Source organism: Ruegeria arenilitoris (assembly GCF_013030265.1).
In the GTDB taxonomy this organism is placed as follows: domain Bacteria; phylum Pseudomonadota; class Alphaproteobacteria; order Rhodobacterales; family Rhodobacteraceae; genus Ruegeria; species Ruegeria arenilitoris_E.
The window spans coordinates 116,947-138,360 of record NZ_WPZQ01000014.1 but is presented as its reverse complement, the minus strand read 5'-3'; the positions used below and the strand labels follow the sequence as shown (position 1 = coordinate 138,360).

21 protein-coding genes are annotated in these 21,414 nt (G+C 56.3%); 16 read left to right on the top strand and 5 right to left on the bottom strand.

The features are described 5' to 3' along the window. Positions 1 to 246 precede the first annotated feature (246 nt). The 3 genes from GOX61_RS21340 (at position 247) to GOX61_RS21330 (ending at position 3,911) form a co-directional block, all read left to right on the top strand. A complete protein-coding gene (locus GOX61_RS21340; RefSeq protein WP_170336964.1) occupies positions 247 to 1,401 on the top strand; it encodes a phosphoserine transaminase in 1,155 nt (384 codons plus the stop codon). A gap of 65 nt (positions 1,402 to 1,466) precedes the next feature. Continuing rightward, positions 1,467 to 3,062, top strand: coding sequence for a phosphoglycerate dehydrogenase (gene serA / locus GOX61_RS21335; protein WP_155145994.1), 1,596 nt, complete (start codon positions 1,467 to 1,469; stop codon positions 3,060 to 3,062). 120 nt (positions 3,063 to 3,182) lie between these two features. Next, positions 3,183 to 3,911 carry a metallophosphoesterase family protein gene (locus tag GOX61_RS21330; RefSeq protein ID WP_170336962.1) on the top strand — a complete coding sequence of 243 codons (729 nt, stop codon included), beginning with the start codon at positions 3,183 to 3,185 and terminating at the stop codon, positions 3,909 to 3,911. On the opposite strand, the gene GOX61_RS21325 is transcribed toward GOX61_RS21330, so the two are convergent. The 3 genes from GOX61_RS21325 to GOX61_RS21315 all read right to left on the bottom strand — a co-directional run bounded on the left by GOX61_RS21325 (position 3,908) and on the right by GOX61_RS21315 (position 7,606). Beyond that, positions 3,908 to 5,425, bottom strand: a complete 1,518-nt coding sequence (locus GOX61_RS21325) for a malonate--CoA ligase (protein WP_170336960.1) — start codon at positions 5,423 to 5,425, stop codon at positions 3,908 to 3,910. The genes GOX61_RS21330 and GOX61_RS21325 overlap by 4 nt on opposite strands. Before the next feature lie 86 nt (positions 5,426 to 5,511). Next, positions 5,512 to 6,216 (bottom strand): UTRA domain-containing protein, encoded by a 705-nt coding sequence (locus GOX61_RS21320; RefSeq protein ID WP_170336958.1) that lies wholly within the window; start codon positions 6,214 to 6,216, stop codon positions 5,512 to 5,514. 28 nt (positions 6,217 to 6,244) lie between these two features. Further along, positions 6,245 to 7,606, bottom strand: a complete 1,362-nt coding sequence (locus GOX61_RS21315) for a formimidoylglutamate deiminase (protein WP_170336956.1) — start codon at positions 7,604 to 7,606, stop codon at positions 6,245 to 6,247. 81 nt (positions 7,607 to 7,687) lie between these two features. Between GOX61_RS21315 and hutI the strand changes: the two genes are divergently transcribed. The 8 genes from hutI to GOX61_RS21275 all read left to right on the top strand — a co-directional run bounded on the left by hutI (position 7,688) and on the right by GOX61_RS21275 (position 15,009). Continuing rightward, positions 7,688 to 8,893, top strand: a complete 1,206-nt coding sequence (hutI, locus tag GOX61_RS21310) for an imidazolonepropionase (RefSeq protein ID WP_170336954.1) — start codon at positions 7,688 to 7,690, stop codon at positions 8,891 to 8,893. Next, entirely contained in the window at positions 8,893 to 10,428 is a 1,536-nt protein-coding gene (gene hutH, locus GOX61_RS21305) for a histidine ammonia-lyase (protein ID WP_170336952.1), read from the top strand. Before hutI ends, hutH begins: the two co-directional genes overlap by 1 nt. Continuing rightward, on the top strand, positions 10,428 to 11,246 hold the full coding sequence (gene hutG, locus GOX61_RS21300; RefSeq protein WP_170336951.1) for an N-formylglutamate deformylase: 819 nt from the start codon (positions 10,428 to 10,430) through the stop codon (positions 11,244 to 11,246). The genes hutH and hutG overlap by 1 nt, the downstream gene beginning before the upstream one ends. Next, positions 11,243 to 12,925 (top strand): urocanate hydratase, encoded by a 1,683-nt coding sequence (hutU, locus tag GOX61_RS21295; RefSeq protein WP_170336949.1) that lies wholly within the window; start codon positions 11,243 to 11,245, stop codon positions 12,923 to 12,925. Before hutG ends, hutU begins: the two co-directional genes overlap by 4 nt. 68 nt (positions 12,926 to 12,993) lie before the next feature. Continuing rightward, on the top strand, positions 12,994 to 13,872 hold the full coding sequence (gene serB / locus GOX61_RS21290) for a phosphoserine phosphatase SerB (protein WP_170336947.1): 879 nt from the start codon (positions 12,994 to 12,996) through the stop codon (positions 13,870 to 13,872). A gap of 47 nt (positions 13,873 to 13,919) precedes the next feature. After that, positions 13,920 to 14,249 (top strand): ArsR/SmtB family transcription factor, encoded by a 330-nt coding sequence (locus GOX61_RS21285; protein WP_170336945.1) that lies wholly within the window; start codon positions 13,920 to 13,922, stop codon positions 14,247 to 14,249. Next, positions 14,237 to 14,665 (top strand): SRPBCC family protein, encoded by a 429-nt coding sequence (locus GOX61_RS21280; protein WP_155145974.1) that lies wholly within the window; start codon positions 14,237 to 14,239, stop codon positions 14,663 to 14,665. The genes GOX61_RS21285 and GOX61_RS21280 overlap by 13 nt, the downstream gene beginning before the upstream one ends. A 23-nt stretch (positions 14,666 to 14,688) precedes the next feature. After that, positions 14,689 to 15,009, top strand: a complete 321-nt coding sequence (locus GOX61_RS21275) for a YciI family protein (protein WP_155145972.1) — start codon at positions 14,689 to 14,691, stop codon at positions 15,007 to 15,009. 5 nt (positions 15,010 to 15,014) lie between these two features. Here the strand turns inward: GOX61_RS21275 and GOX61_RS21270 are convergent, their stop codons facing one another. Further along, a complete protein-coding gene (locus GOX61_RS21270) occupies positions 15,015 to 16,013 on the bottom strand; it encodes an asparaginase (protein ID WP_170336943.1) in 999 nt (332 codons plus the stop codon). A 180-nt stretch (positions 16,014 to 16,193) separates the two neighbouring features. Between GOX61_RS21270 and GOX61_RS21265 the strand changes: the two genes are divergently transcribed. The 5 genes from GOX61_RS21265 (at position 16,194) to GOX61_RS21245 (ending at position 19,676) form a co-directional block, all read left to right on the top strand. Beyond that, positions 16,194 to 16,727, top strand: coding sequence for an invasion associated locus B family protein (locus GOX61_RS21265; RefSeq protein ID WP_155145968.1), 534 nt, complete (start codon positions 16,194 to 16,196; stop codon positions 16,725 to 16,727). 173 nt (positions 16,728 to 16,900) lie between these two features. Next, a complete protein-coding gene (locus tag GOX61_RS21260; RefSeq protein WP_170336941.1) occupies positions 16,901 to 17,068 on the top strand; it encodes a hypothetical protein in 168 nt (55 codons plus the stop codon). Positions 17,069 to 17,177: 109 nt separating this feature from the next. After that, positions 17,178 to 17,555 (top strand): lysozyme inhibitor LprI family protein, encoded by a 378-nt coding sequence (locus GOX61_RS21255; protein ID WP_170336939.1) that lies wholly within the window; start codon positions 17,178 to 17,180, stop codon positions 17,553 to 17,555. Between the two features lie 78 nt (positions 17,556 to 17,633). Beyond that, entirely contained in the window at positions 17,634 to 18,821 is a 1,188-nt protein-coding gene (gene rlmN, locus GOX61_RS21250; protein ID WP_155145964.1) for a 23S rRNA (adenine(2503)-C(2))-methyltransferase RlmN, read from the top strand. Between the two features lie 234 nt (positions 18,822 to 19,055). Next, complete coding sequence (locus tag GOX61_RS21245; protein ID WP_170336937.1) at positions 19,056 to 19,676, top strand: cytochrome P460 family protein; 621 nt, start codon at positions 19,056 to 19,058, stop codon at positions 19,674 to 19,676. 5 nt (positions 19,677 to 19,681) lie between these two features. On the opposite strand, the gene GOX61_RS21240 is transcribed toward GOX61_RS21245, so the two are convergent. After that, complete coding sequence (locus GOX61_RS21240) at positions 19,682 to 21,340, bottom strand: U32 family peptidase (protein WP_170336935.1); 1,659 nt, start codon at positions 21,338 to 21,340, stop codon at positions 19,682 to 19,684. Between the last annotated feature and the right edge of the window lie 74 nt (positions 21,341 to 21,414).

The following is a 21,414-nucleotide window of genomic DNA, read 5'->3' as shown; positions in this document are numbered from 1 at the left end:
CCTAATCTGCACATGCCCGCCCATGTCAGAATACGAAGAAGCCGCTGAGTAATAGAGAAAACCCCGCCGAGAGATCGGCGGGGTTTTCGCCAATCGGAAACCTGTGTTCTGATTTGAGCCTGTTTTTGATGTCGTTTTTACCCAACGAAGCGTCTTTTCTGCTTGCTGCAGGTGCGAAGGCCCCATAGGTCTGTCCGTGGGACACCCCTCCCCAACGAGGGGCGTGTATCTGGAAGGGTAATACAGATGAGCATTCAACAACCGGCAACGCGGCCGGCCAATCCGCGTTTTTCCTCTGGCCCCTGCGCCAAACCCCCCACATTTGATCTGACCAAACTGGCCGATGCAGCATTGGGGCGGTCGCACCGTGCAGCTGTTGGCAAGGACAAGCTGAAGGCGGCCATTGAAGGCACGCGTGAGCTGCTGGGTATCCCCGCAGACTATCGCATTGGTATCGTCCCTGCATCCGACACAGGCGCGGTTGAGATGGCGTTGTGGTCGCTGTTGGGCGAGCGTAAGGTCGAAATGCTGGCCTGGGAGAGTTTCGGTTCCGGTTGGGTGACCGATGTAGTCAAGCAGTTGAAGATTGATGCAGAGGTGAAGACTGCTGATTATGGGCAGATCGTTGATCTGGCTTCGGTCGATTTCACCAATGACGTGGTATTCACATGGAACGGCACGACCTCGGGTGTGCGGGTTCCAAATGGCAATTGGATCGCGGATGACCGTCAGGGCCTGACGATCTGCGATGCAACCTCGGCGGCCTTCGCGATGGACCTGCCGTGGGACAAACTGGATGTGACCACCTTTAGCTGGCAGAAAGTGCTGGGCGGTGAGGCTGCACACGGCATGCTGATCCTCGGCCCTCGTGCCGTTGAGCGGTTGGAGAACTACACACCCGAATGGCCGCTTCCCAAGATTTTCCGACTGACTAAAGGTGGCAAGCTGATTGAGGGCATCTTTACTGGCGCTACGATCAACACACCTTCGATGTTGGCGGTTGAAGACTATCTGTTCGCGCTGGATTGGGCACGCTCGGTCGGAGGGCTACAAGGGCTGATCGCCCGAGCGGATGCCAATGCCGGTGCAGTACATAGTTTCTGCGCACAGCATGATTGGATCGCGAATTTGGCTGAAGATGCGGCAACGCAATCGAATACATCCGTTTGCCTGAAGTTCACCGACGCCCGCATTCAGGATGGAGCCGCCTTCGCCAAGGCCGTTGCCAAACGGCTTGAGGTTGAGAACATCGCGCTGGACATCGGAGCCTATCGTGACGCGCCTGCGGGCCTGCGTATCTGGTGTGGCGGTACGGTTGAAACCTCGGATATCGAGGCGATGCTGCCTTGGCTGGCATGGGCCTTTGAGGCCGAGATCGCGGCACAAACCGAAGCTGCCTGAGTTTTCCTGCATTTGCCGGGCCGTACGAGGCCCGGTTGTTTCCCAAAATTCAAGGACCAGAGAAAATGGCCCCCAAAGTACTCGTATCTGACAAGCTCAGTGAAACCGCCGTGCAGATCTTTCGTGATCGCGGGATCGATGTGGATTTCATGCCCGATCTGGGCAAGGACAAGGACAAGCTGGCTGAAGTGATCGGCCAGTATGATGGCCTTGCCATCCGTTCGGCCACCAAGGTCACGCCGACGCTGCTGGAAAAAGCCGACAACCTAAAGGTCATCGGTCGTGCCGGGATCGGCACCGACAACGTCGACAAGGACGCTGCATCCAAGAAAGGCGTGATCGTTATGAACACGCCCTTTGGCAACATGATCACTACCGCCGAGCACGCGATAGCGATGATGTTCGCCGTGGCGCGGCAAATCCCCGAGGCCAGCACCTCGACCCATGCGGGCAAGTGGGAAAAGTCCAAGTTCATGGGGATCGAACTGACCAACAAGACACTGGGTGTCATTGGTGCAGGCAACATTGGTGGCATCGTCTGTGAACGCGCCCTGGGCCTGAAGATGAAAGTCGTCGCCTATGATCCATATCTGGGCGAAGAGAAAGCCGCCAAGATGGGGGTAGAAAAGGTAGAGCTGGACGAACTGCTCGAGCGTGCAGATTTTATCACCCTGCATGTGCCGCTGACCGACCAGACACGGAATATCCTGAGCCGCGAGAATCTTGAAAAGACCAAACCGGGTGTGCGTATCGTCAACTGTGCGCGTGGCGGGCTGGTCGACGAAGAGGCCTTGGCCGAAATGCTGCAAACCGGGCGCGTAGCGGGTGCGGCGTTTGACGTGTTCAGCGTCGAGCCAGCGAAAGAGAACCCGCTGTTCAACCTGCCCAATGTGGTCTGCACGCCGCATCTTGGTGCCGCCACGACTGAAGCGCAGGAGAATGTCGCACTTCAGGTTGCAGAGCAGATTTCCAATTATCTGCTGACCGGAGCGGTTGAGAACGCACTGAACATGCCTAGCGTGACCGCCGAAGAGGCAAAGGTCATGGGGCCTTGGATCAAGCTGGCAGGTCATCTGGGCAGCTTCATCGGCCAGATGACTGACGAGCCGGTCAAGGCGATCAACATCCTCTATGATGGTGTCGCGGCCGAGATGAACCTTGCTGCACTGAACTGCGCCGTGGTCGCCGGGATCATGAAGAAGTTCAATCCCGAGGTGAATATGGTTTCGGCCCCGGTAGTGGCCAAAGAGCGTGGCATTCAGATTTCGACCACCAATCAGGACAAGTCGGGCGCGTTCGAGGGCTATATCAAAGTCACCGTTGTTACAGACAAGCGCGAGCGGTCTATCGGCGGCACCGTGTTCAGCGATGGCAAGCCCCGCTTTATCCAGATCAAGGGCATCAATATCGACGCCGAAGTCGGTGCTCATATGCTTTACACAACGAACGAAGACGTGCCGGGCATTATCGGGACGCTGGGTCAGACCATGGGTGAAAACGGTGTGAACATCGCCAACTTTACCCTTGGCCGTGCCGAGGCAGGTGGTGAGGCAATCGCCTTGCTATACGTCGACGAACCGGTGCCGGCTGAAGCGCGTGCGAAACTTGCAGAGACCGGCTTGTTCACACAGATCAAGCCTCTGGAGTTTGACGTTGTCTGATCACCTCTGTTGAGTTTGTGAAACAGTTCGATGCCCGCGCCACCCAAAGCGCGGGCATTGTCTTTTCCGCATCACGCTTTTCCGTCACAAGAACGGCAATTCAGATAATCGGGGCCTGTCATGACCACTCCAGTTTATGCAGTCGGAGATTTGCACGGCCAGCTTGCAGAGTTTGAGCGGGTTTTGTCGCTGATCGAACGCGATGGCGGATCAGATGCGCGTATTGTGTTCTTGGGGGATTATGTTGATCGGGGCCCCGACAGCCGTGGTCTGCTGGCACGCCTGATAGAGGGGCACGACAAAGGTCGCGACTGGATTACTCTGTTGGGAAATCACGACCGGATGTTTGCGTGGTTCATGGAAGAAACACCGCGACATGATCCGCATTTGCTGGTCGGCTACCACTGGCTGCATGAGCGTTTGGGTGGCGTAGAAACATTGCGCAGCTATGGTGTCGAATTTGATGATCGAATGCGGTTGGAAGATCTGCACGCCATGGCCAAGGCGGCTGTTCCCACTTCGCATGTGAATTTTTTGCGCGACCTTGTGGCGATCTATCAAACGCCCGAAGTAGCATTTGTGCATGCGGGTATTCGACCGGGTGTGCCACTAAACGAACAGCGTGAGAACGATCTGGTTTGGATCAGGAAGACATTCCACGCCCATGCCGATCCGCATCCCAAGCTGATTGTCCATGGGCATACGCCTGTAGAACAGGCTACTCACTATGGTAACCGCATCAATCTGGACAGCGGCGCAGGATATGGTCGACCGGCTGAAGTGGCGGTCTTCGAAGGATGTTCTTGCTGGCTACTGAGGGATGAGGGGCGCGTTCCACTGGAACCTTAGCCTTCGACAAACAAGTCCTTGTATGTGTCACGCAGCAGGTTCTTCTGCACCTTGCCCATTGTGTTGCGGGGCAATTCGTCCAGCAGGATCAGTTTGCGCGGGTGCTTGAACCGGGCGAGATCCGACTGAACCGTCTGCATGATCTGCTCCAGATCGGGGGACTCTCCATTTGCAGGCACAAGAATACCCAGAACGGTTTCTCCGAAATCAGGGTGTGGAACGCCAATCACTGCGCTCTCAAGCACTCCGGGCTGATCATCCAGCAGCAATTCGATTTCCTTGGGGTAGATGTTGTATCCGCCTGAGATGATCAGATCCTTGCCGCGGCCGACGATGTGGACGTACCCATCTTCATCAACCCGTCCAAGATCTCCGGTAATGAAGAAACCGTTTTCGTGCAATTCGGCAGCAGTCTTTTCTGGCATCTGCCAGTAACCCTTGAACACGTTTGGACCGCGCACCTCGATCATGCCGATTTCACCCGGAGGCAAGGTTTCACCAGTTTCTGGATCGGTAACCTTCAATTCAACATCGGGTAGTGGAAATCCAACCGTTCCAGCGCGTCGCTCTCCGTCATACGGGTTAGAGGTGTTCATATTGGTTTCAGTCATGCCATAGCGTTCAAGAATGCGATGACCGGTGCGCGCCTCAAATTGTTCGTGCGTTTCAGCAAGCAGAGGTGCAGATCCCGAAATGAACAGCCGCATATGCTGGGCGAGTTCCTTGGTGAAACGGTCGTCCCCCAACAATCGGGTGTAAAATGTCGGAACGCCCATCATCGATGTGGCCTGCGGCATCAGTCGTAGGATGTCTTCCAGATCGAATTTTGGCAGAAAGATCATCGACCCGCCCGAGGCCAGCACAACATTTGTTGCAACGAACAGCCCATGAGTGTGAAAGATCGGCAGGGCATGCAGAAGTGCGTCATCGCTGGTGAAACGCCATTCACGGACCAGCATCTCGGCATTGGACAAAAGATTGGCCTGGGTCAGCATCGCACCCTTGGACCGGCCAGTGGTGCCCGAGGTGTAAAGGAACGCAGCCAGATCATCCTCAGTCCGGCTGACCGGCTCGAAAGCTGGCAACATTCCTAACGCACGCCGCGTCAGACTACCCGATCCATCTGCATTTAACGTCTCTATCTTGGCATTTTGCGCCTGAGCGATTGGTGTCAGTTCTGCTTCGTTGGCTGAATCACAGACAACCAGAGACGCACCGCTATTCTCAATAAAGTAAGTCAGCTCATGTGTCGTGTAGGCGGTGTTGAGTGGCAGAAAGATAAGACCCGCCTGCGCACAGGCTGCATAGAGCGCAAGGGTTTCAGGGGATTTTTCTACCTGAACCGCAACCCGGTCACCCGGCTCTAACTGCATCCCGACCATCGCATTTGCAATGCGAGCTGCCATGTCCAGAAAATCTGAATGGGTTAGTGTCCGCCCATCGGGCAAATGCAGAAATGGAGTGTTTTTGCCCGCGTGGATGCCAAACAGACGATCATAAAGCGGGTTACCCATTTTGTTTTCCTTCCAGTTCGACCTACCCGGAATCTGTATCGGAATTTCAGGGTGGTAAAGAGCAAAGGATTAGATAAAGCGCGAAATCAAATTTGGGTGGTCATGCGGTAGCCTGCTGCAAAATAGAGTTTGGCAAAGGTAACCGGCTGGCCCTGCAGCCAGGTGATACGTTCGGCGGTAAAGACCGGCTCGCCCTCCGGTACGTCCAAAAATCCTGCCACAGTTGAATCCGCACGGCTGGCCATGAATGTCAGCTCGACATTGGTGAATGGCACGGTCTGCACCAGCCAGTCATTCGGTCCGGTTTCGGTGAAATCGGCCTGTTCGACTTGGGGGACGCTTTCAATCACTATCCAACGATCCTCGTACTGAAATGGCGTGTTGCCGGAATAGTGCATGCAGCGGACATGCAAGACACGAGGATCAGCTTTCAGCGCCAACCGGGCGCTCAACCATTCCGGAGCGGGGATGGTTTCAGAGGAAACCAGGGCATATCTGTAGGTGCCGCCTAGTGCTTCGACCTCATCCCGGACCAGCGGAATTGTAAACCTCGCCTGCCGTTGCGGCGCGGCAAGGACGCGGGTCCCTGCCTTGCGACGGCGTTCAAGAAATCCTTCGTCGGCCAGTTCCCGCAATGCTCGGTTCACGGTTGTCCGGGTGCAGGAAAACTCGACCGCAAGCTCCTGCTCATTTGGTAGCAGGGTCTCGGGACGCCATTCTCCAGACCGAATGCGATCCAGCACGGTCTGTTTTATGTCTTTGTAGCTGGTGTTTTCGCTCGGTTGGGTCATTGTGGCTCTGATATTGAGAATTTGATGTCTATGCGCTGGCCAAGAGTTGGGCAACGGCCGTACGATAGGTAGGCAAGATCGCATCCCGCGCAACATGCCGCCTTTCGCGCACCATGTGACGGCCTGCCGACCACAGATCGGTCACTGTACCGTCGGGTGCCGCAAAACACAGCCCGTCCAGCAACTGATCGTCCTTCAACGTACAAAGCGTCGGATGGGTGCGGTCGATAGCGACAAGATCAGCAAGTTTGCCAACGGCGATTTCCCCGGCGTCGCGGCCCAGCGCTTGCGCACCACCACGGGCAGCGCCGGTATAGAGTGTGTGTCCGACTGAGCCTTCGCCATGGACCAGAACAGTGCGTGCTTTGTCACGCAGTCGCTGAGAGTATTCGAGCGTCCGCAATTCCTCTGGCAGGGAAATGCGAATATTAGAGTCTGATCCAACGCCGAATGCCCCGTCGGCTTCGACATAGACAGCGCCGTTAAAGATACCATCACCAAGATTTGCTTCGGTGATCGGACAAAGCCCTGCGACAGCACCGGATCGTGCCATTGCTTTGGTTTCAACGTCAGTCATGTGGGTCGCGTGGATCAGGCACCATCGGTTGTTCACCTCTGCATTATCCAACAGCCAGGCAACCGGACGCTGACCCAAGGCGGCCTCGACATCTGCAACCTCTTTAACCTGTTCGGATATATGGATGTGGACGGGCCCTGAAGGAACATTAGCCAACAGTGTCTTGAGATCGGCGGGCGAAGTCGCTCGTAAGGAATGCGGCGCTACCCCCACAACAGAGTCGAATTTCGCGTGTCGTTGCGTGCTCCGGCATTCCTCTTGCAGAGCCAGATACTGGTCGACATCATTACCAAACCGCAACTGCCCGCCCACCAGAGGCTCCTGCGAAACACCCCCGTATGTATAGAGAACAGGCAGGTGGGTCAGGCCGATCCCTGTCTGATCTGCTGCTGCAAAGATGCGTTGGCTCAGTTCGGACAGCCGCGCATACGGCTGGCCGCCGGGCTGGTGGTGGACATAATGAAACTCACCAACCGAGGCATAGCCCGCTTCTTGCATTTCCATGAACACCAGGGCTGCTATCGCCTCGACCTGTTCAGGCGTCAGCCGATCCAGAAAGCGATACATCAAGGTGCGCCAGGTCCAGAAGCTTTCTTTCCCGGCAGCCCGCACCTCGGTCATGCCTGCCATGGCGCGTTGAAAAGCATGGCTGTGCAGGTTTCCAAGCGCTGGCAATAGCACGTCTGTAGCTGTGTCTTCGGGCTGTTTGGCTACACCAGTTTCGATCCGGGAAATTCGGCCATCTTCGATTTCTAAACGCATATCCTGTACCCACTCAGACCCTAATAAGGCTGTTTTGGCATGAACTGTCATAGCGTTTCCATTTTGTGTAGACTTTAAGTTTTTACCCGTATACGAAAAATCCTGACGCAGGGGGAGCCCAAAAGATTCGCCATGACAAAAAAAGTTGTATTTCGCGCCGACCGCATCGCGACGATGGTCGAAAGTGATGCGCCATATGGTCTGATCGAGAACGCTGCGATTGCCTTGGACGCTGGAACTATTGAGTGGGTAGGTAAGCAGCGGGATCTGCCGGCCAGGTTTGCGGATTGGGAAGTTGACGACTTTGGAGGCCGCCTGATCACGCCGGCGCTAATTGATGCGCACACGCATGTGGTCTTTGGCGGCAATCGCGCAGCCGAGTTTGAGATGCGCCTGAACGGCGCCACGTATGAAGAGGTGGCCCGGGCAGGTGGCGGTATAGTCTCGACAGTCAGTGCGACGCGTGAGGCCAGCGAGAATGAACTGCTGGACAGCGCCCTGCCGCGTGTGGATGCGCTACTTGCCGAAGGCGTCAGCTGTATAGAAGTCAAGTCAGGCTATGGCCTCGACGTAGAGACTGAATTGCGCATGTTGCGGTCAGCACGTCGTATTCAGCAGCATCGCCCGGTTCGGATCAAAACCAGTTTTCTGGGCGCACACGCGGTGCCGCCTGAGTTCAAAGACCGCGCGGATGCATACATCGATGAAATCTGCATTCCGACCCTGCGCGCAGCTCACGCAGAGGGTCTGGTTGATGCGGTTGACGGGTTTTGTGAGGGCATCGCCTTTAACACCGCTCAAATCGCACGTGTCTTTGATGTGGCCAGGGAGCTGCGTTTGCCAGTCAAGCTACATGCGGAGCAGTTGTCCAATCTGGGCGGGGCAAAATTAGCGGCATCATACGGTGCGCTTTCCGCTGATCATATCGAGTATCTTGATGCCGAGGGCGTAGCGGCAATGTCTAACGCGGGAACAATCGCGGTTCTGCTTCCAGGAGCTTTCTATACTCTGCACGAAACCCAGATGCCCCCGGTGGAATTGTTGCGTGAGCAGAATGTACCCATTGCATTGGCAACAGATTGTAATCCCGGATCATCGCCACTGACATCATTGCTGCTGACGATGAATATGGGATGTACCCTGTTCCGTTTGACGCCTGAGGAAGCGCTTGCTGGCGCAACCAGAAACGCCGCCAAGGCGCTGGGGCTGAACGACACGGGTGTGGCAGCCGCAGGGCTGCGCGCAGATCTGGCGGTCTGGGACGTGGCCCATCCCGCCGAGCTCTCATATCGCATCGGCTTTAACCCCCTGCACAAACGCATTTTCGGAGGCATTTAATGAGGTCCATCTCTCTTGTTCCGGGTCAGGTTTCTCTGACGAAACTGGAGGATATCTATAGGAACGAAGCGGCAATCACGCTGGATGTATCATGCCGTCCTAAGGTTGATATGGCCGCGGCACGTATCGCACAGGCTGCCTCAGGTGCTGATCCGGTTTATGGCGTGAACACGGGATTTGGTAAGCTGGCCAGTCACAAGATTGCAGCCGAAGATACCTCGACCCTCCAGCGAAATCTCATTCTCAGCCATTGCTGCGGCGTTGGTGAGGCCGCTCCTCGCCGATTGGCGCGTCTGATGATGTCACTCAAGTTGCTATCCTTTGGTCGCGGTGCATCAGGTGTTCGGTGGGAGTTGGTTGAGCTTTTACAGAACATGTTGGCACACGGCGTGACTCCGGTGATCCCTGCGCAAGGATCTGTTGGCGCATCAGGGGATCTGGCGCCACTGGCTCATATGACGGCTGTCGTTATCGGCGAGGGCGAAGCCGAAGTGAACGGAGCCATCCTTTCCGGTGCTGAAGCGCTGAAAATTGCTGGATTAGAGCCTATTCAACTGGGCCCGAAAGAAGGCTTAGCCTTCATCAACGGAACGCAATTTTCCACGGCTTACGCCCTGGCAGGCTTGTTTGACGCTTGGCAGGCAGCACAAAACGCTTTGGTGGTTTCTGCGGCATCAACAGATGCAATCATGGGTTCAACGGCACCTTTGCAGCCCGAGATACATGCATTGCGTGGCCATCGCGGTCAGATCGAGGCTGCAGGCGCGATGCGCGCAACACTGGACGGGTCCGAAATCCGTGAAAGCCATAGGGACGGGGACACGCGCGTTCAGGACCCCTATTGCATTCGCTGTCAGCCTCAGGTCACCGGAGCCGCGATGGATGTGATCCGGCAGGCAGCCGAGACACTGGTGATCGAGGCTAACGCCGCAACCGACAATCCGCTGGTTCTGACAGACCCGGATGCCATTGTATCGGGCGGTAACTTCCATGCTGAACCAGTGGGCTTTGCCGCTGACATGATCGCGCTGGCCCTGTCCGAGATCGGTGCCATCGCTCAGCGGCGTATCGCATTGATGGTCGACCCGGCGCTCAGCTTTGATCTGCCACCGTTCCTGACGCCCGAGCCCGGATTGAACTCAGGTCTGATGATTGCCGAAGTGACAACCGCAGCCCTGATGAGTGAGAACAAGCATCTGGCCAACCCCTGTGTCACCGACAGCACACCGACATCCGCCAATCAGGAAGATCACGTGTCCATGGCAGCCCACGGTGCGCGGCGTTTGGTGCGGATGACGAACAACCTGAACTATATTCTTGGCATTGAGCTTCTCTGTGCTGCGCAAGGAGTCGAGTTCCGCGCACCACTGACAACCAGCGCACCACTGCAACGTGTCATTGCACGTCTCCGCAAAGATGTTCCGTCATTGAAAGATGACCGTTATCTCGCGCCCGAACTGGAAACCGCCAAGCACCTGGTCGCCGAGGGCGCAATTCTCAAAGCGGTCGATGTCCAGATGCCGGAGCTCTCATGATGCAGGTGTTCAGCGTTGATCGCGGAGATGGTCCGATTGTTCTGGGTCAACCGCACGGCGGCACACATGTACCTGAACCAGTCGCAGAACGCCTAAACGACAACGGGCGTGAGCTGGCGGATACCGATTGGCATATAAACAGGCTCTATAAAGGGCTATTGAGCGATGCGACGGTCGTACAATCACATATCCACCGTTATGTTATCGACGCCAACCGGGACCCCTCAGGTGTTTCCCTGTACCCTGGGCAGAACACGACAACATTGGTGCCCTTAACGGATTTCGACGGAAAGCCGATCTGGGTTGATGGGCAAGAACCTTCCTCGGACGAAGTCGAAGATCGGCGTCAGAAATATCATGCACCCTATCACGCAGCGCTTGAGCAGGAGCTTGCGCGGGTGCGGGCCAAACATGGTGTTGCGATCCTGTTTGATTGCCATTCGATCCGCTCTCTGATTCCGTTTCTGTTTGACGGAGAGCTGCCAGTATTCAACACCGGCACCAACAACGGTGCGACCTGCGATGCTGCTGTCGAACATGCGGTACATGAAACTGCGGCGAAAGCGACCGGGTTCACATCGGTGCTGAATGGTCGGTTTAAGGGTGGATGGACGACCCGCCATTATGGCCGCCCCGATGAGGGGTTCCACGCGATTCAGATGGAATTGTCGCAGCGTGCCTACATGACTGAGGCCGCGCCATGGAACTATCGCGACGACCGCGCCGACATCCTCCGCCCACACATAAAAAATATGCTTGAACGCCTTCGCGACCTCGCCCTGTCGGGCGCATTGACCGAAAAAGGAGCCCTGAAATGAGCGACCCGCGCAAGAACACCCGTGATATCTACCCGCCCACCGGAACCGAGCTGAATGCCAAAAGCTGGCTGACCGAGGCGCCCTTGCGGATGATGATGAACAACCTGCACCCGGACGTGGCCGAGAACCCCCATGAGCTGGTGGTCTATGGCGGTATCGGGCGTGCGGCGCGGACGTGGAAGGATTTCGATACTATTGTTGCCGGTTTGAAGGATCTGGAGGAGGACGAGACCCTTATCGTTCAGTCCGGAAAACCTGTCGCAATTGTTCGCACACACAAGGATGCGCCGCGTGTTCTGATTGCCAACTCGAACCTTGTGCCGCACTGGGCAACCTGGGATCACTTCAACGAACTCGATAAGAAGGGTCTGATGATGTACGGCCAGATGACGGCCGGTTCGTGGATCTATATTGGCACTCAAGGCATCGTTCAGGGTACCTATGAGACCTTTGCCGAGGCCGGACGTCAGCACTATGGCGGCGATCTGACCGGCAAATGGATTCTGACCGGCGGACTGGGCGGTATGGGCGGTGCGCAACCGCTGGCGGCCGTGTTTGCCGGGGCCTGTTGTCTGGCCGTTGAGTGCAACCCAGACAGCATCGATTTCCGTCTGCGAACAAAGTACCTCGACGAAAGGGCGGAAACGCTGGATGAGGCGCTTGAGATGATCGATCGCTGGACCAAAGCAGGCGAAGCGAAGTCGGTCGGCCTGTTGGGCAACGCGGCAGAAGTATTCCCCGAGATATACCGCCGGATGGCAGCCGGTGGCATGCGTCCGGATATCGTCACGGATCAGACCAGTGCGCATGACCCGATCAACGGCTACCTTCCGTTGGGCTGGACCATGGGCGAGTGGCGCGAAAAGCGTGAAACAGACCCTAAAGCAGTGGAAACGGCCGCTCGTGCCTCGATGAAACAGCATGTCTCTGCGATGGTGGATTTCTGGAATGCAGGAGTGCCTACGTTGGATTACGGCAACAACATCCGGCAAGTCGCGCAGGATGAAGGGCTTGAGAACGCGTTTGCTTTCCCTGGTTTTGTGCCTGCTTACATCCGCCCGCTTTTCTGCAAGGGCATAGGTCCGTTTCGCTGGTGCGCTCTGTCGGGTGATCCTGAGGACATCTACAAGACAGACGCCAAGATGAAGGAACTGTTCCCCGAAAACGAGCACCTGCATCGCTGGATCGACATGGCACAGGAACGGATTGCGTTTCAGGGCCTGCCCGCACGCATTTGTTGGATCGGGCTTGGTGATCGGCATCGCGCTGGGCTGGCCTTTAACGAAATGGTTGCCAATGGTGAGTTGAAAGCGCCGGTTGTGATCGGTCGCGACCATTTGGATTCGGGGTCGGTTGCAAGCCCTAACCGAGAGACCGAAGCGATGCTGGACGGCTCGGACGCGGTTAGTGATTGGCCTTTGTTAAATGCTCTGATCAACACGGCCAGTGGTGCGACGTGGGTCTCGCTGCACCATGGCGGCGGTGTCGGAATGGGCTTCAGCCAACACGCGGGTGTGGTGATCTGTGCTGATGGCACCGAAGATGCCGCCCGGCGGTTGGAGCGGGTTCTTTGGAATGACCCGGCCTCGGGCGTCTGGCGCCATGCGGATGCCGGGTATGACATCGCAAAGGATTGCGCGCGTAACCATGGGCTGCGCCTGCCGGGTATTTTGGGCTAGTTTGAAACTGTCTCTGGCGAAAATGCTGCACCTGCGATATGCGCAGGTGAGCTTGCCGGAGATCGAACATGTACGTTGCCACCCTGTTGACCAATCCCAACGCGCCGACGCTGGAGTTGTCGCTGGTCGAGTCATTGCGGAACGCATGGGGCGGCGGTGAGATCGTTTGGCTCAGCCCGGATGAAGCAGCGGAATTTTCACTGAGCGAGATACCGGGCAATAGATGGGATGTCTGGGCGGATCTGCAGCAGATGGGTGTGGATTTGGTTGTCCAACAGGCCGAGGGGCGTCGCAAAAAGATGCTGCTGGCCGATATGGACAGCACCATGATTCAGCAGGAATGCATTGATGAACTGGCCGATGAGGCTGGTGTTGGCGACCGTGTTAAAGACATCACTGCCCGCGCAATGAATGGTGAGCTGGATTTCGAAGGCGCGCTGATCGAGCGGGTTGGCTTGCTAGGCGGCCTGGGCGAGAGCGTTATCGACAAAGTGTTGAACGAACGGATCACCCTGATGCCCGGTGGCAAGGAACTGGTCGCCACAATGCGCAAGACCGATGGCTATGCCGCGCTGGTTTCGGGTGGCTTTACCGCGTTCACGGCTCGGGTGGCAGAGTTGCTGGGGTTCGATGAAAACCGGGCAAATACCTTGCTGGCAGAAAACGGCAGGCTGACCGGAGATGTTCAGCGCCCAATTTTGGGCCGACAGGCCAAGATCGAAGCGTTGGAGCAGATCACGCAACGGCTGGGAATTTCTGAATCGGACGTGATTGCCGTAGGTGACGGGGCAAATGATCTGGGCATGTTGGGTCGCGCCGGTACAGGCGTGGCTTTGCACGCGAAACCTTCTGTGGCCGAGCAATGCGATGTGCGGGTCAATCACGGTGACCTTACAGCGCTGCTTTATCTTCAGGGCTATGCCCGAACCGAGTTTGCCGGCATCTGATCGGTTCGCGCCTTTCTTTAATTTAACATTTGTGTTAACAATCGGTCATGAACACTCTTCTGGCCGCTTTTTCGGCATTATCCGATTCGACCCGTTTTTCGATTATCGAGCAACTGATGGAGCAGGGTGAACTGCCCGCAGGCGACCTGATCGAAGGCAAGGGCATGTCCGGCGCTGCCATCTCGCGCCACCTAAAGGTTTTGCGTGAGGCTGGCCTGATTCAGCAACAGGTCCGGGGTACGCAAAGAATATACTCGATACAGCCAGAAGGCCTGCGCGCGATTGCCGAATGGACCATTTCGAAACGCCAGTTCTGGGAGGCGAGCCTCGACCGGCTGGGTGACATTCTGGAAAAGGAGAATTCATGGCCGACCTGAGACTGGAGCGGGAATTCTCCGCCAGCCCCGAGACGCTCTTTTCATGGATCAGCGACGGGGCAAAGTTGTTGCAGTGGTGGGGGCCGGAAGGGCTCCATGTCCCCGAACACGATCTGGACTTTTCGCGACTAGGGCCTTGGTACTCGGTCATGGTGAATGATGAGGGTCAGCGATACAAAGTATCCGGTCACGTCACTCACATCGATCCACCCAAATCCGTTGGCTTTACATGGGCCTGGCATGACGATCAGGACCAGCGGGGGGCTGAAAGTCACGTGACATTCTCGGTCGAAGCGATCCCGGGCGGCGCGCGCCTGATCCTGGACCATCGTGAACTCGCCGACCAGGAAGCCGCTGCCAATCATGAGATGGGCTGGACCTCGTCACTGCGCAAATTGCAGGGACATCTTTCATAAGCTTTTCATTGGGAGGACTGACTATGCCACAATTTCTGTTTGTTTATCACGGTGGAACTACACCAACAGATCCCGCCGAAGTAGAAGCGACCATGGCTGCATGGGGCGCATGGTTCCAAGGTATGGGAGAGGCACTGGAGATACCCGGCAATCCTGTTGGGCAATCCTATACAGTCAGTTCGTCGGGTGTCGCCGATAATGGCGGCGCAAATCCGGCCTCGGGCTTTACGGTTATAAAAGCCGACAGCATCGACGCCGCAACCGAAATGGCCAAGGGCTGCCCGATGGTGGTCAACGGGTCAGGCTCGGTCGAAGTTGCCGAGGTCCACGAGATCGAGATGTGACGCCCTTAACCGGGAAAGCCCGGCGCCGGTCGGATCACACCGCATTCCAGTCCCCGACGGCTGTATTGCGTAGCATTCAGGAACTTGCGGGTGGCCGGGTGATCGGCCTCCAGCACGCCGAGGCTTACCAATAGGGCGGCAATGGCGCATTCGCTGGCGCGCGTGGTCCCGTCGGTGACCTTGAGTGCTATGCCCATTCGTTTTTCGGGGATGATGGCAACAAAGACGGCCTCGGCTCCGGTCTTAATTGCAACCCGACCGTCCATGGCCCGCATCAGTTCGGTGCATGCGCGGGTTTCACCCGCGACCAGTTCTGGATGCTTCATCATGGCTGCGGTCAGTTGTTGGGCCGCGTCACTGGCCCGATCCGAGCGATCAGCAGCTGAGGCGAACCAGGCCATGGAACGTGCCAGCCCAACAAGCGATGTCGCAAAGTTTGGGGCAGAGCAGCCATCAATTCCGTAGCAAGGGCTGGTTTCACCTGTAGTTTCTTCAATAGCGGACAGGCAGGCCTGCTGAACCGGATGATCGATTTCCAGATATTCCGGTCCTGCACCCATGTGCTGTGCGACCGTCAGAAACCCGCAGTGCTTGCCCGAGCAATTGTTGTGGATTTGGCAAGGGGTATCATCCGCCAGAATCAAACCGTCGCGAGCGGCCATGTCCTGCGGTTCTTGTGGGCCGCAGCGCAGATCAGGCTCGGACAGACCGAGGTGGTCCAGCCATGCAGTAACCCGATCAGTATGAATGTGCGCGCCGTTATGAGAGGCACAGGCAAGCGCCAGATGTTCGGAAGTCAAACCGAACTTGGCTGCGGCACCTGAGGTGATCAGAGGCAAAGCCTGTATCATCTTTGCGGAAGAGCGGGGATAAATGACGGCCTTAGGGTCCCCCCAGCTTTGGACGATCTGGCCAGTGTCATCACAGATCACTGCATGCCCAAGATGCAGGCTCTCGAGCAGAGGTCCACGCCACAGTTCTGTCATTGGTATGGGCTGCGTCATCTGGACCTCCGATTTTATGCGCAAAATTCTGCCAATCGCCCTTTCGCCTGTGGCGAAACCTGCGTTAGTGTGTGTATGTCGGCAATCATCGGGATGCGCAATGTTCATAGACGAACCAGGCAGGGTTCGCGGGCATCGTTGATGACTATGAGGTATGGGTCGAGCTAGGAGGCTGGACAAATGGGATCAAAGCTCGTCCGCGTGATCGCGGGCCTGTGCGTGGCAGGGATGGCCACTTCTGCAATCGCTCAACAGGCGACAAGCACCAACCGGGTTGCGGCAAAGACCGACTGGAGCGTCTTTGTCGAAGATGATCCCACCGAATGCTGGAGCGTATCTGCGCCGAAGGAAACCGTGAACACGCGCGGTGGCCGAGTTGTTTCGGTGCGTCGCAGCGATATCCTGCTGTTCGTCTTTTATCGCCCGAATGCTGAGGTCAAAGGTCAGATCACCTTTACCGGAGGTTACCCGTTTGCTTCAGGCTCGACGGTAAACCTTGCGGTCGACGGCAATGAGTTCGAGTTGTTCACCGAAGGCGAATGGGCGTGGCCTGCAACGGCTGCCGACGACGCCAAGATCGTGACCGCAATGAAGCGGGGCAGCGAGGCGGTTCTGACCGCGCGATCCGAACGTGGGACGCAGACGAAAGACACATTCTCGTTGCTGGGCTTTACCGCAGCGATCGAAGATGCCGAGAAGCGCTGCACAAATTAATCAGCTATCAGTTCTTGATGTGACCCCGCCTGCCGGCGGGGTTTTTTGTTTTCTGCGACAAAAAGAAAAGCAATCCTGTTTACGCAACGTCCAGTCATCAACTTGATCCGTATCAAGGCTTTCTTCTGCTGTATTTGAACTAATCAGTTCAGGTGCAGTTAGGAGCCAACCTCATGATACACAAATCTCTTGTCGCATTACTGATGATCTCCGCCGCAGTTCTAAGCGCGTGCGAAAACACCCGTGACACTTATCCGGTGTCTGGCGAACAATGTGGACCGGAAGACCCGGTTAAAAAGCTGGATGCCGCGGACTGTTACATTCCCCCTGCAGTCAACTGATAACCTGGTCGCGGTTGGGTTAAGCCACCGCGACCAAACTATTTGGGCCTGCCTTTGTTACCGTGTTAAGTTGGCGGTGTTTGTTCTTTTGCGTTCCGGAGGTGAGTTCATGCGTTGGTTACTGGCGTTTCTCTTCATTCCATTCACCGTGATGGCAGATCCGGCATTGGAGTGTTCCGATGCCAGTTCTCAGGTCGAGATCGGGTCCTGTGTCGCTAAGATGGAAGAACGAGTGAATGTAGCGATCGAAACCAGCTACTCTTTCGCTGTTGAAGCCGCAAAAGAGTTGGATGATGTGACTGGGCGGGTCGAGGCTGTGCCCGCGCTGGAGGCATCGCAAAGTGCGTGGGTGGCCTTTCGGGATGCGCAGTGTGATGCGGTGGGCGCATCATACGGAGGCGGCTCTGGTACCGGGATTGCCATAACCTCGTGTCGTGTCGACCTGGGCCGGACGCGTGTGGATGAGTTGCTGCGCTTTGCAAATTGATTTGCACGATTTCTTTTGATCTTGGCGTACATTCCTATATAGAGGCGCATCCCAAGCCAGAATCCTTCAGGTCTCGCCATGTCTGCCAACGCGCCGATCACTCAAGATGTCATGACAATCCCCCGCAAATTGCCGGAGGGAAAGATCAACCTCGTCGGGCTGACGCGTGATCAATTGCGCGAGACCCTTATCGAACATGGCACACCGGAAAAGCAGGCCAAGATGCGTACGGGTCAGATCTGGCAATGGATCTATCAGTGGGGCGTGCGCGACTTCGCCGACATGACCAATCTGGCCAAAGCCTATCGTGCGCAGTTGGCTGAGCATTTCGTCATCGAAATTCCCGAGGTTGTGACGCGTCAGGTGTCCGAGGATGGCACTCGCAAATATCTTTGCCGGATTGCAGGCGGCCATGAGGTCGAGGTGGTGTACATCCCCGAAGAAGACCGCGGGACTTTGTGTATCTCGTCTCAGGTAGGCTGCACACTGACCTGTTCCTTCTGTCACACAGGTACCCAGAAGCTGGTGCGCAATCTGACGGCTGCTGAAATCGTTGGTCAGGTGATGATGGCCCGCGACGATCTTGAGGAATGGCCGACCCCTGGCGCGCCCAAAGACGAAACGCGCCTGTTGTCGAACATTGTCCTCATGGGCATGGGCGAGCCGCTCTATAACTTCGACAACGTCCGCGATGCGATGAAGATTGCTATGGATCCCGAAGGGATTTCCCTGTCACGCCGTCGTATCACACTGTCGACTTCGGGCGTGGTGCCTGAAATCGCACGGACTGCCGAAGAAATCGGGTGTCTGCTTGCGATCTCTTTCCACGCGACCACGGATGAAACGCGCGATGTGCTTGTGCCGATCAACAAGCGCTGGAACATCGAGGAACTGTTGGCAGCGCTGTCCAGCTATCCGAACGCATCGAATTCGGAACGGATCACCTTTGAATACGTCATGCTGGATGGTGTGAATGATAGTGACGAGGATGCACATCGCCTGATCGATCACATCAAGCGCCATAACATCCCGGCCAAAATCAACCTGATCCCGTTCAACGAATGGCCTGGTGCGCCGTATAAGCGTAGCTCGAACAACCGTATTCGGGCCTTTGCCAACATCATCTATCAGGCAGGATATGCCTCACCCATTCGCAAGACGCGTGGCGAAGATATCATGGCGGCTTGCGGTCAGTTGAAATCGGCCACTGAACGCGCCCGGAAATCTCGCAAGCAGATTGAAGCCGAGGCCGGGTTGAATAGCTAAGGCACTCGTTCAGCCAGAAGTAGCGAAGCTAAGTTTAATATTTCAGAGCCTGATTTTGCATTCAAATTCTGGTATATTTAACCCGTTCTGACCAAGGATGGATCGCTTTCACCTTTGCGCACAAGGTGGTGAGGTGACTGGGGTGGTCATGGCAAGTTATTTTAGGGCCGCTATCATTTGTACAAGAGCTGGCAGGCGGCATTAAGGCGAACTGTTCATACAGGTAGGCCAAAAATGATTGTAATCAGTAAGAAAGTTCTAAGAAACGCGGCGATGTTGCTTTGTTTCGCGGTCTTAATGACCGGTGCCGCAATGGCGAATGATGAGGATGCACATCTTGCCATCGAAAACCCCGCAGATTTGAGCAAAGAGGACGCAGAGGCGTATTATCGATCGCTGACCAAGCGGATGGAGCGCGGTTATGCCGCTGCACAGCTGGACATCCTTCTCAACTACCAGAACTGGCCGTTGTTCAATGATGCGCCATATATCTCGGCCACTCATGGGCAGCGATATGTGAACAGCTATGCCAATCGCATGGCCCATAATTACGGTACGCTGCAGGAAGGTGAAGAACTGCCGATGGGATCGGTTCTTGCAAAAGACAGCATGACCGTGACCGATGAGGGCAACGTCCACCCAGGCGCGCTGTTCGTGATGGAGAAGCTGCCCAAAGGGGCCAGCCCTGCAACCGCCGACTGGCGCTATATCATGGTGATGCCGGACGGGTCACTGTTTGGCGACACGATGGGAGACCGCTCAGCTTCTGTTGCCTATTGTCACGAATGCCATGAGGCCGTTGCCGACCGTGACTACACGTTTTTTGTGCCCGAAGAGTATCGCGTCGGTAACTGACCGCCTCAGTTTACATTGTCCGGGAGCTTCAATGCCGTCGCCTCGCTGCGGCTGAGTTGCTCACCTTGTCTACGCTTGGACAACACTTCGCGGGCCAGGGCGTATTTTTCGTCCTGCCAGAAGATCAGGCAGCCATTACAGCCTTTGCCGCAGCAGCCCTCGGTGCCGATCCGGTTGGTCTTGAACCGGTGCTCGTTACCGTCCTCACCGATTTTTTCAACCAGTTTGTCGCGGCGGCGGGCATAGGCTTTGGGATTGTCGCGACCTGATGTCTCCAGCCCTTGCACCAGTTTGTCGAACCGTATTCGGCTCCAATGTTCATCGGTCAGGGCACGTTCCTTGCGCAGAACGGAATAGGCTGGGAAACGGGCGCGCAAGTCATCGATATTTTCATGATCGAAAAGGGTGAAAGGCATGCGGATTACGGTTTTCGTACTGCCATGCACAACATCCAGACGTGCGCCGTCGGATGCCCGTTCGAAATCGTAGACCCGCAGCAGAACCGTTTCGCGCGAGATTGGCGAGACGAAATCCAGAACGTCACCCGGTTCCAGCTTGTTCTTTACCTCGACCAGAAATGCATCCTCGGTGACCTCAGAAACGATCCCGGCATACTCCCACTGCGCGATGGATGCCGTGTGTTCGTAATCGTGCGCATAGTTGGTCAGACGGCCCTCATGAAAAGCCAGCGTATAGCCGCGGTTCCCGACGGTTTCGAGCTCGCGCATATAGGGTTTTGGATCCCAGTTCTCGGGGTCCGCATTATAGTCATCAATGGCCATACGATAGGCACGTGCAACGATGGCGGCGTAATATTCCGATTTTCCACGCCCTTCGACCTTTAGGCTGTCGACGCCGATCTTCAGATATTCATCCAGTTTCGGCATGATGCACAGATCGCGCGAGTTGAGGATATACGAGCCACGATCATCCTCTTCGATGGGCATCAGATCACCCGGACGGCAGCCTTCTTCCAGCAGGAACTCGAACAGGTCGGCGTTTTCTTCGGTGATGCGGAGTTCCTGATGCGTGCCGTCCTTGAGGCGTAACTTCAGGCCATAGTTCCAGCGGCAGGAATTGGCACAGTTGCCTTGGTTCGCGCCGCGCTCGGCCATGAAATTCGACAGCAGGCAACGGCCCGAATAGGTCATGCACATGGCACCGTGGACGAACGCCTCCAACTTGATGTCGGGGCATTTCTCGCGAATTTCGACCAGTTCGGGGTAGGACACTTCGCGTGCCAGAACCACAAGCTCGGCCCCCTGATCCTGCCAGAACTTCACCGACAGCCATGAACAGATGTTGGCCTGGGTCGAGATATGCAGTGGCAGTTCTGGCGCGCGCTCACGCACATATTGGAACACGCCGGGGTCGGCGATGATCAGCCCGTCGGGTTTCACCTTGCGCACGGTGTCAATGTACTCATCCAGCTTCGGGATGTCTTTGTTGTGCGAAAATAGGTTCAGCGTCAGATAGGCGCGACGACCGTGCTGATGGCAGAACTCGACCCCTTCGATCACCTCTTCCAGCGAGAACTCGGATTTCGTGCGCAGCGACATGTCAGGTGTGCCGAGATAAACCGCGTCCGCCCCATAAAGAATGGCGAGTTTCAATTTTCGCAGATTGCCCGCAGGCATCAGCAATTCGGATCTGGATTGGGTCATGGGCGCACCGGGCTCTGGATCGATGGGGCCTTCTACGGCAGTTTCATCGAGTCCAGAAGAGCAAACCCGCCATG

Coding starts and splice junctions, on each gene's coding strand:
- GOX61_RS21340 (WP_170336964.1), top strand. CDS start 247: ATGAGCATTCAACAACCGGCAACGCGGCCGGCCAATCCGCGTTTTTCC.
- serA (WP_155145994.1), top strand. CDS start 1,467: ATGGCCCCCAAAGTACTCGTATCTGACAAGCTCAGTGAAACCGCCGTG.
- GOX61_RS21330 (WP_170336962.1), top strand. CDS start 3,183: ATGACCACTCCAGTTTATGCAGTCGGAGATTTGCACGGCCAGCTTGCA.
- GOX61_RS21325 (WP_170336960.1), bottom strand. CDS start 5,425: ATGGGTAACCCGCTTTATGATCGTCTGTTTGGCATCCACGCGGGCAAA.
- GOX61_RS21320 (WP_170336958.1), bottom strand. CDS start 6,216: ATGACCCAACCGAGCGAAAACACCAGCTACAAAGACATAAAACAGACC.
- GOX61_RS21315 (WP_170336956.1), bottom strand. CDS start 7,606: ATGACAGTTCATGCCAAAACAGCCTTATTAGGGTCTGAGTGGGTACAG.
- hutI (WP_170336954.1), top strand. CDS start 7,688: ATGACAAAAAAAGTTGTATTTCGCGCCGACCGCATCGCGACGATGGTC.
- hutH (WP_170336952.1), top strand. CDS start 8,893: ATGAGGTCCATCTCTCTTGTTCCGGGTCAGGTTTCTCTGACGAAACTG.
- hutG (WP_170336951.1), top strand. CDS start 10,428: ATGCAGGTGTTCAGCGTTGATCGCGGAGATGGTCCGATTGTTCTGGGT.
- hutU (WP_170336949.1), top strand. CDS start 11,243: ATGAGCGACCCGCGCAAGAACACCCGTGATATCTACCCGCCCACCGGA.
- serB (WP_170336947.1), top strand. CDS start 12,994: ATGTACGTTGCCACCCTGTTGACCAATCCCAACGCGCCGACGCTGGAG.
- GOX61_RS21285 (WP_170336945.1), top strand. CDS start 13,920: ATGAACACTCTTCTGGCCGCTTTTTCGGCATTATCCGATTCGACCCGT.
- GOX61_RS21280 (WP_155145974.1), top strand. CDS start 14,237: ATGGCCGACCTGAGACTGGAGCGGGAATTCTCCGCCAGCCCCGAGACG.
- GOX61_RS21275 (WP_155145972.1), top strand. CDS start 14,689: ATGCCACAATTTCTGTTTGTTTATCACGGTGGAACTACACCAACAGAT.
- GOX61_RS21270 (WP_170336943.1), bottom strand. CDS start 16,013: ATGACGCAGCCCATACCAATGACAGAACTGTGGCGTGGACCTCTGCTC.
- GOX61_RS21265 (WP_155145968.1), top strand. CDS start 16,194: ATGGGATCAAAGCTCGTCCGCGTGATCGCGGGCCTGTGCGTGGCAGGG.
- GOX61_RS21260 (WP_170336941.1), top strand. CDS start 16,901: ATGATACACAAATCTCTTGTCGCATTACTGATGATCTCCGCCGCAGTT.
- GOX61_RS21255 (WP_170336939.1), top strand. CDS start 17,178: ATGCGTTGGTTACTGGCGTTTCTCTTCATTCCATTCACCGTGATGGCA.
- rlmN (WP_155145964.1), top strand. CDS start 17,634: ATGTCTGCCAACGCGCCGATCACTCAAGATGTCATGACAATCCCCCGC.
- GOX61_RS21245 (WP_170336937.1), top strand. CDS start 19,056: ATGATTGTAATCAGTAAGAAAGTTCTAAGAAACGCGGCGATGTTGCTT.
- GOX61_RS21240 (WP_170336935.1), bottom strand. CDS start 21,340: ATGACCCAATCCAGATCCGAATTGCTGATGCCTGCGGGCAATCTGCGA.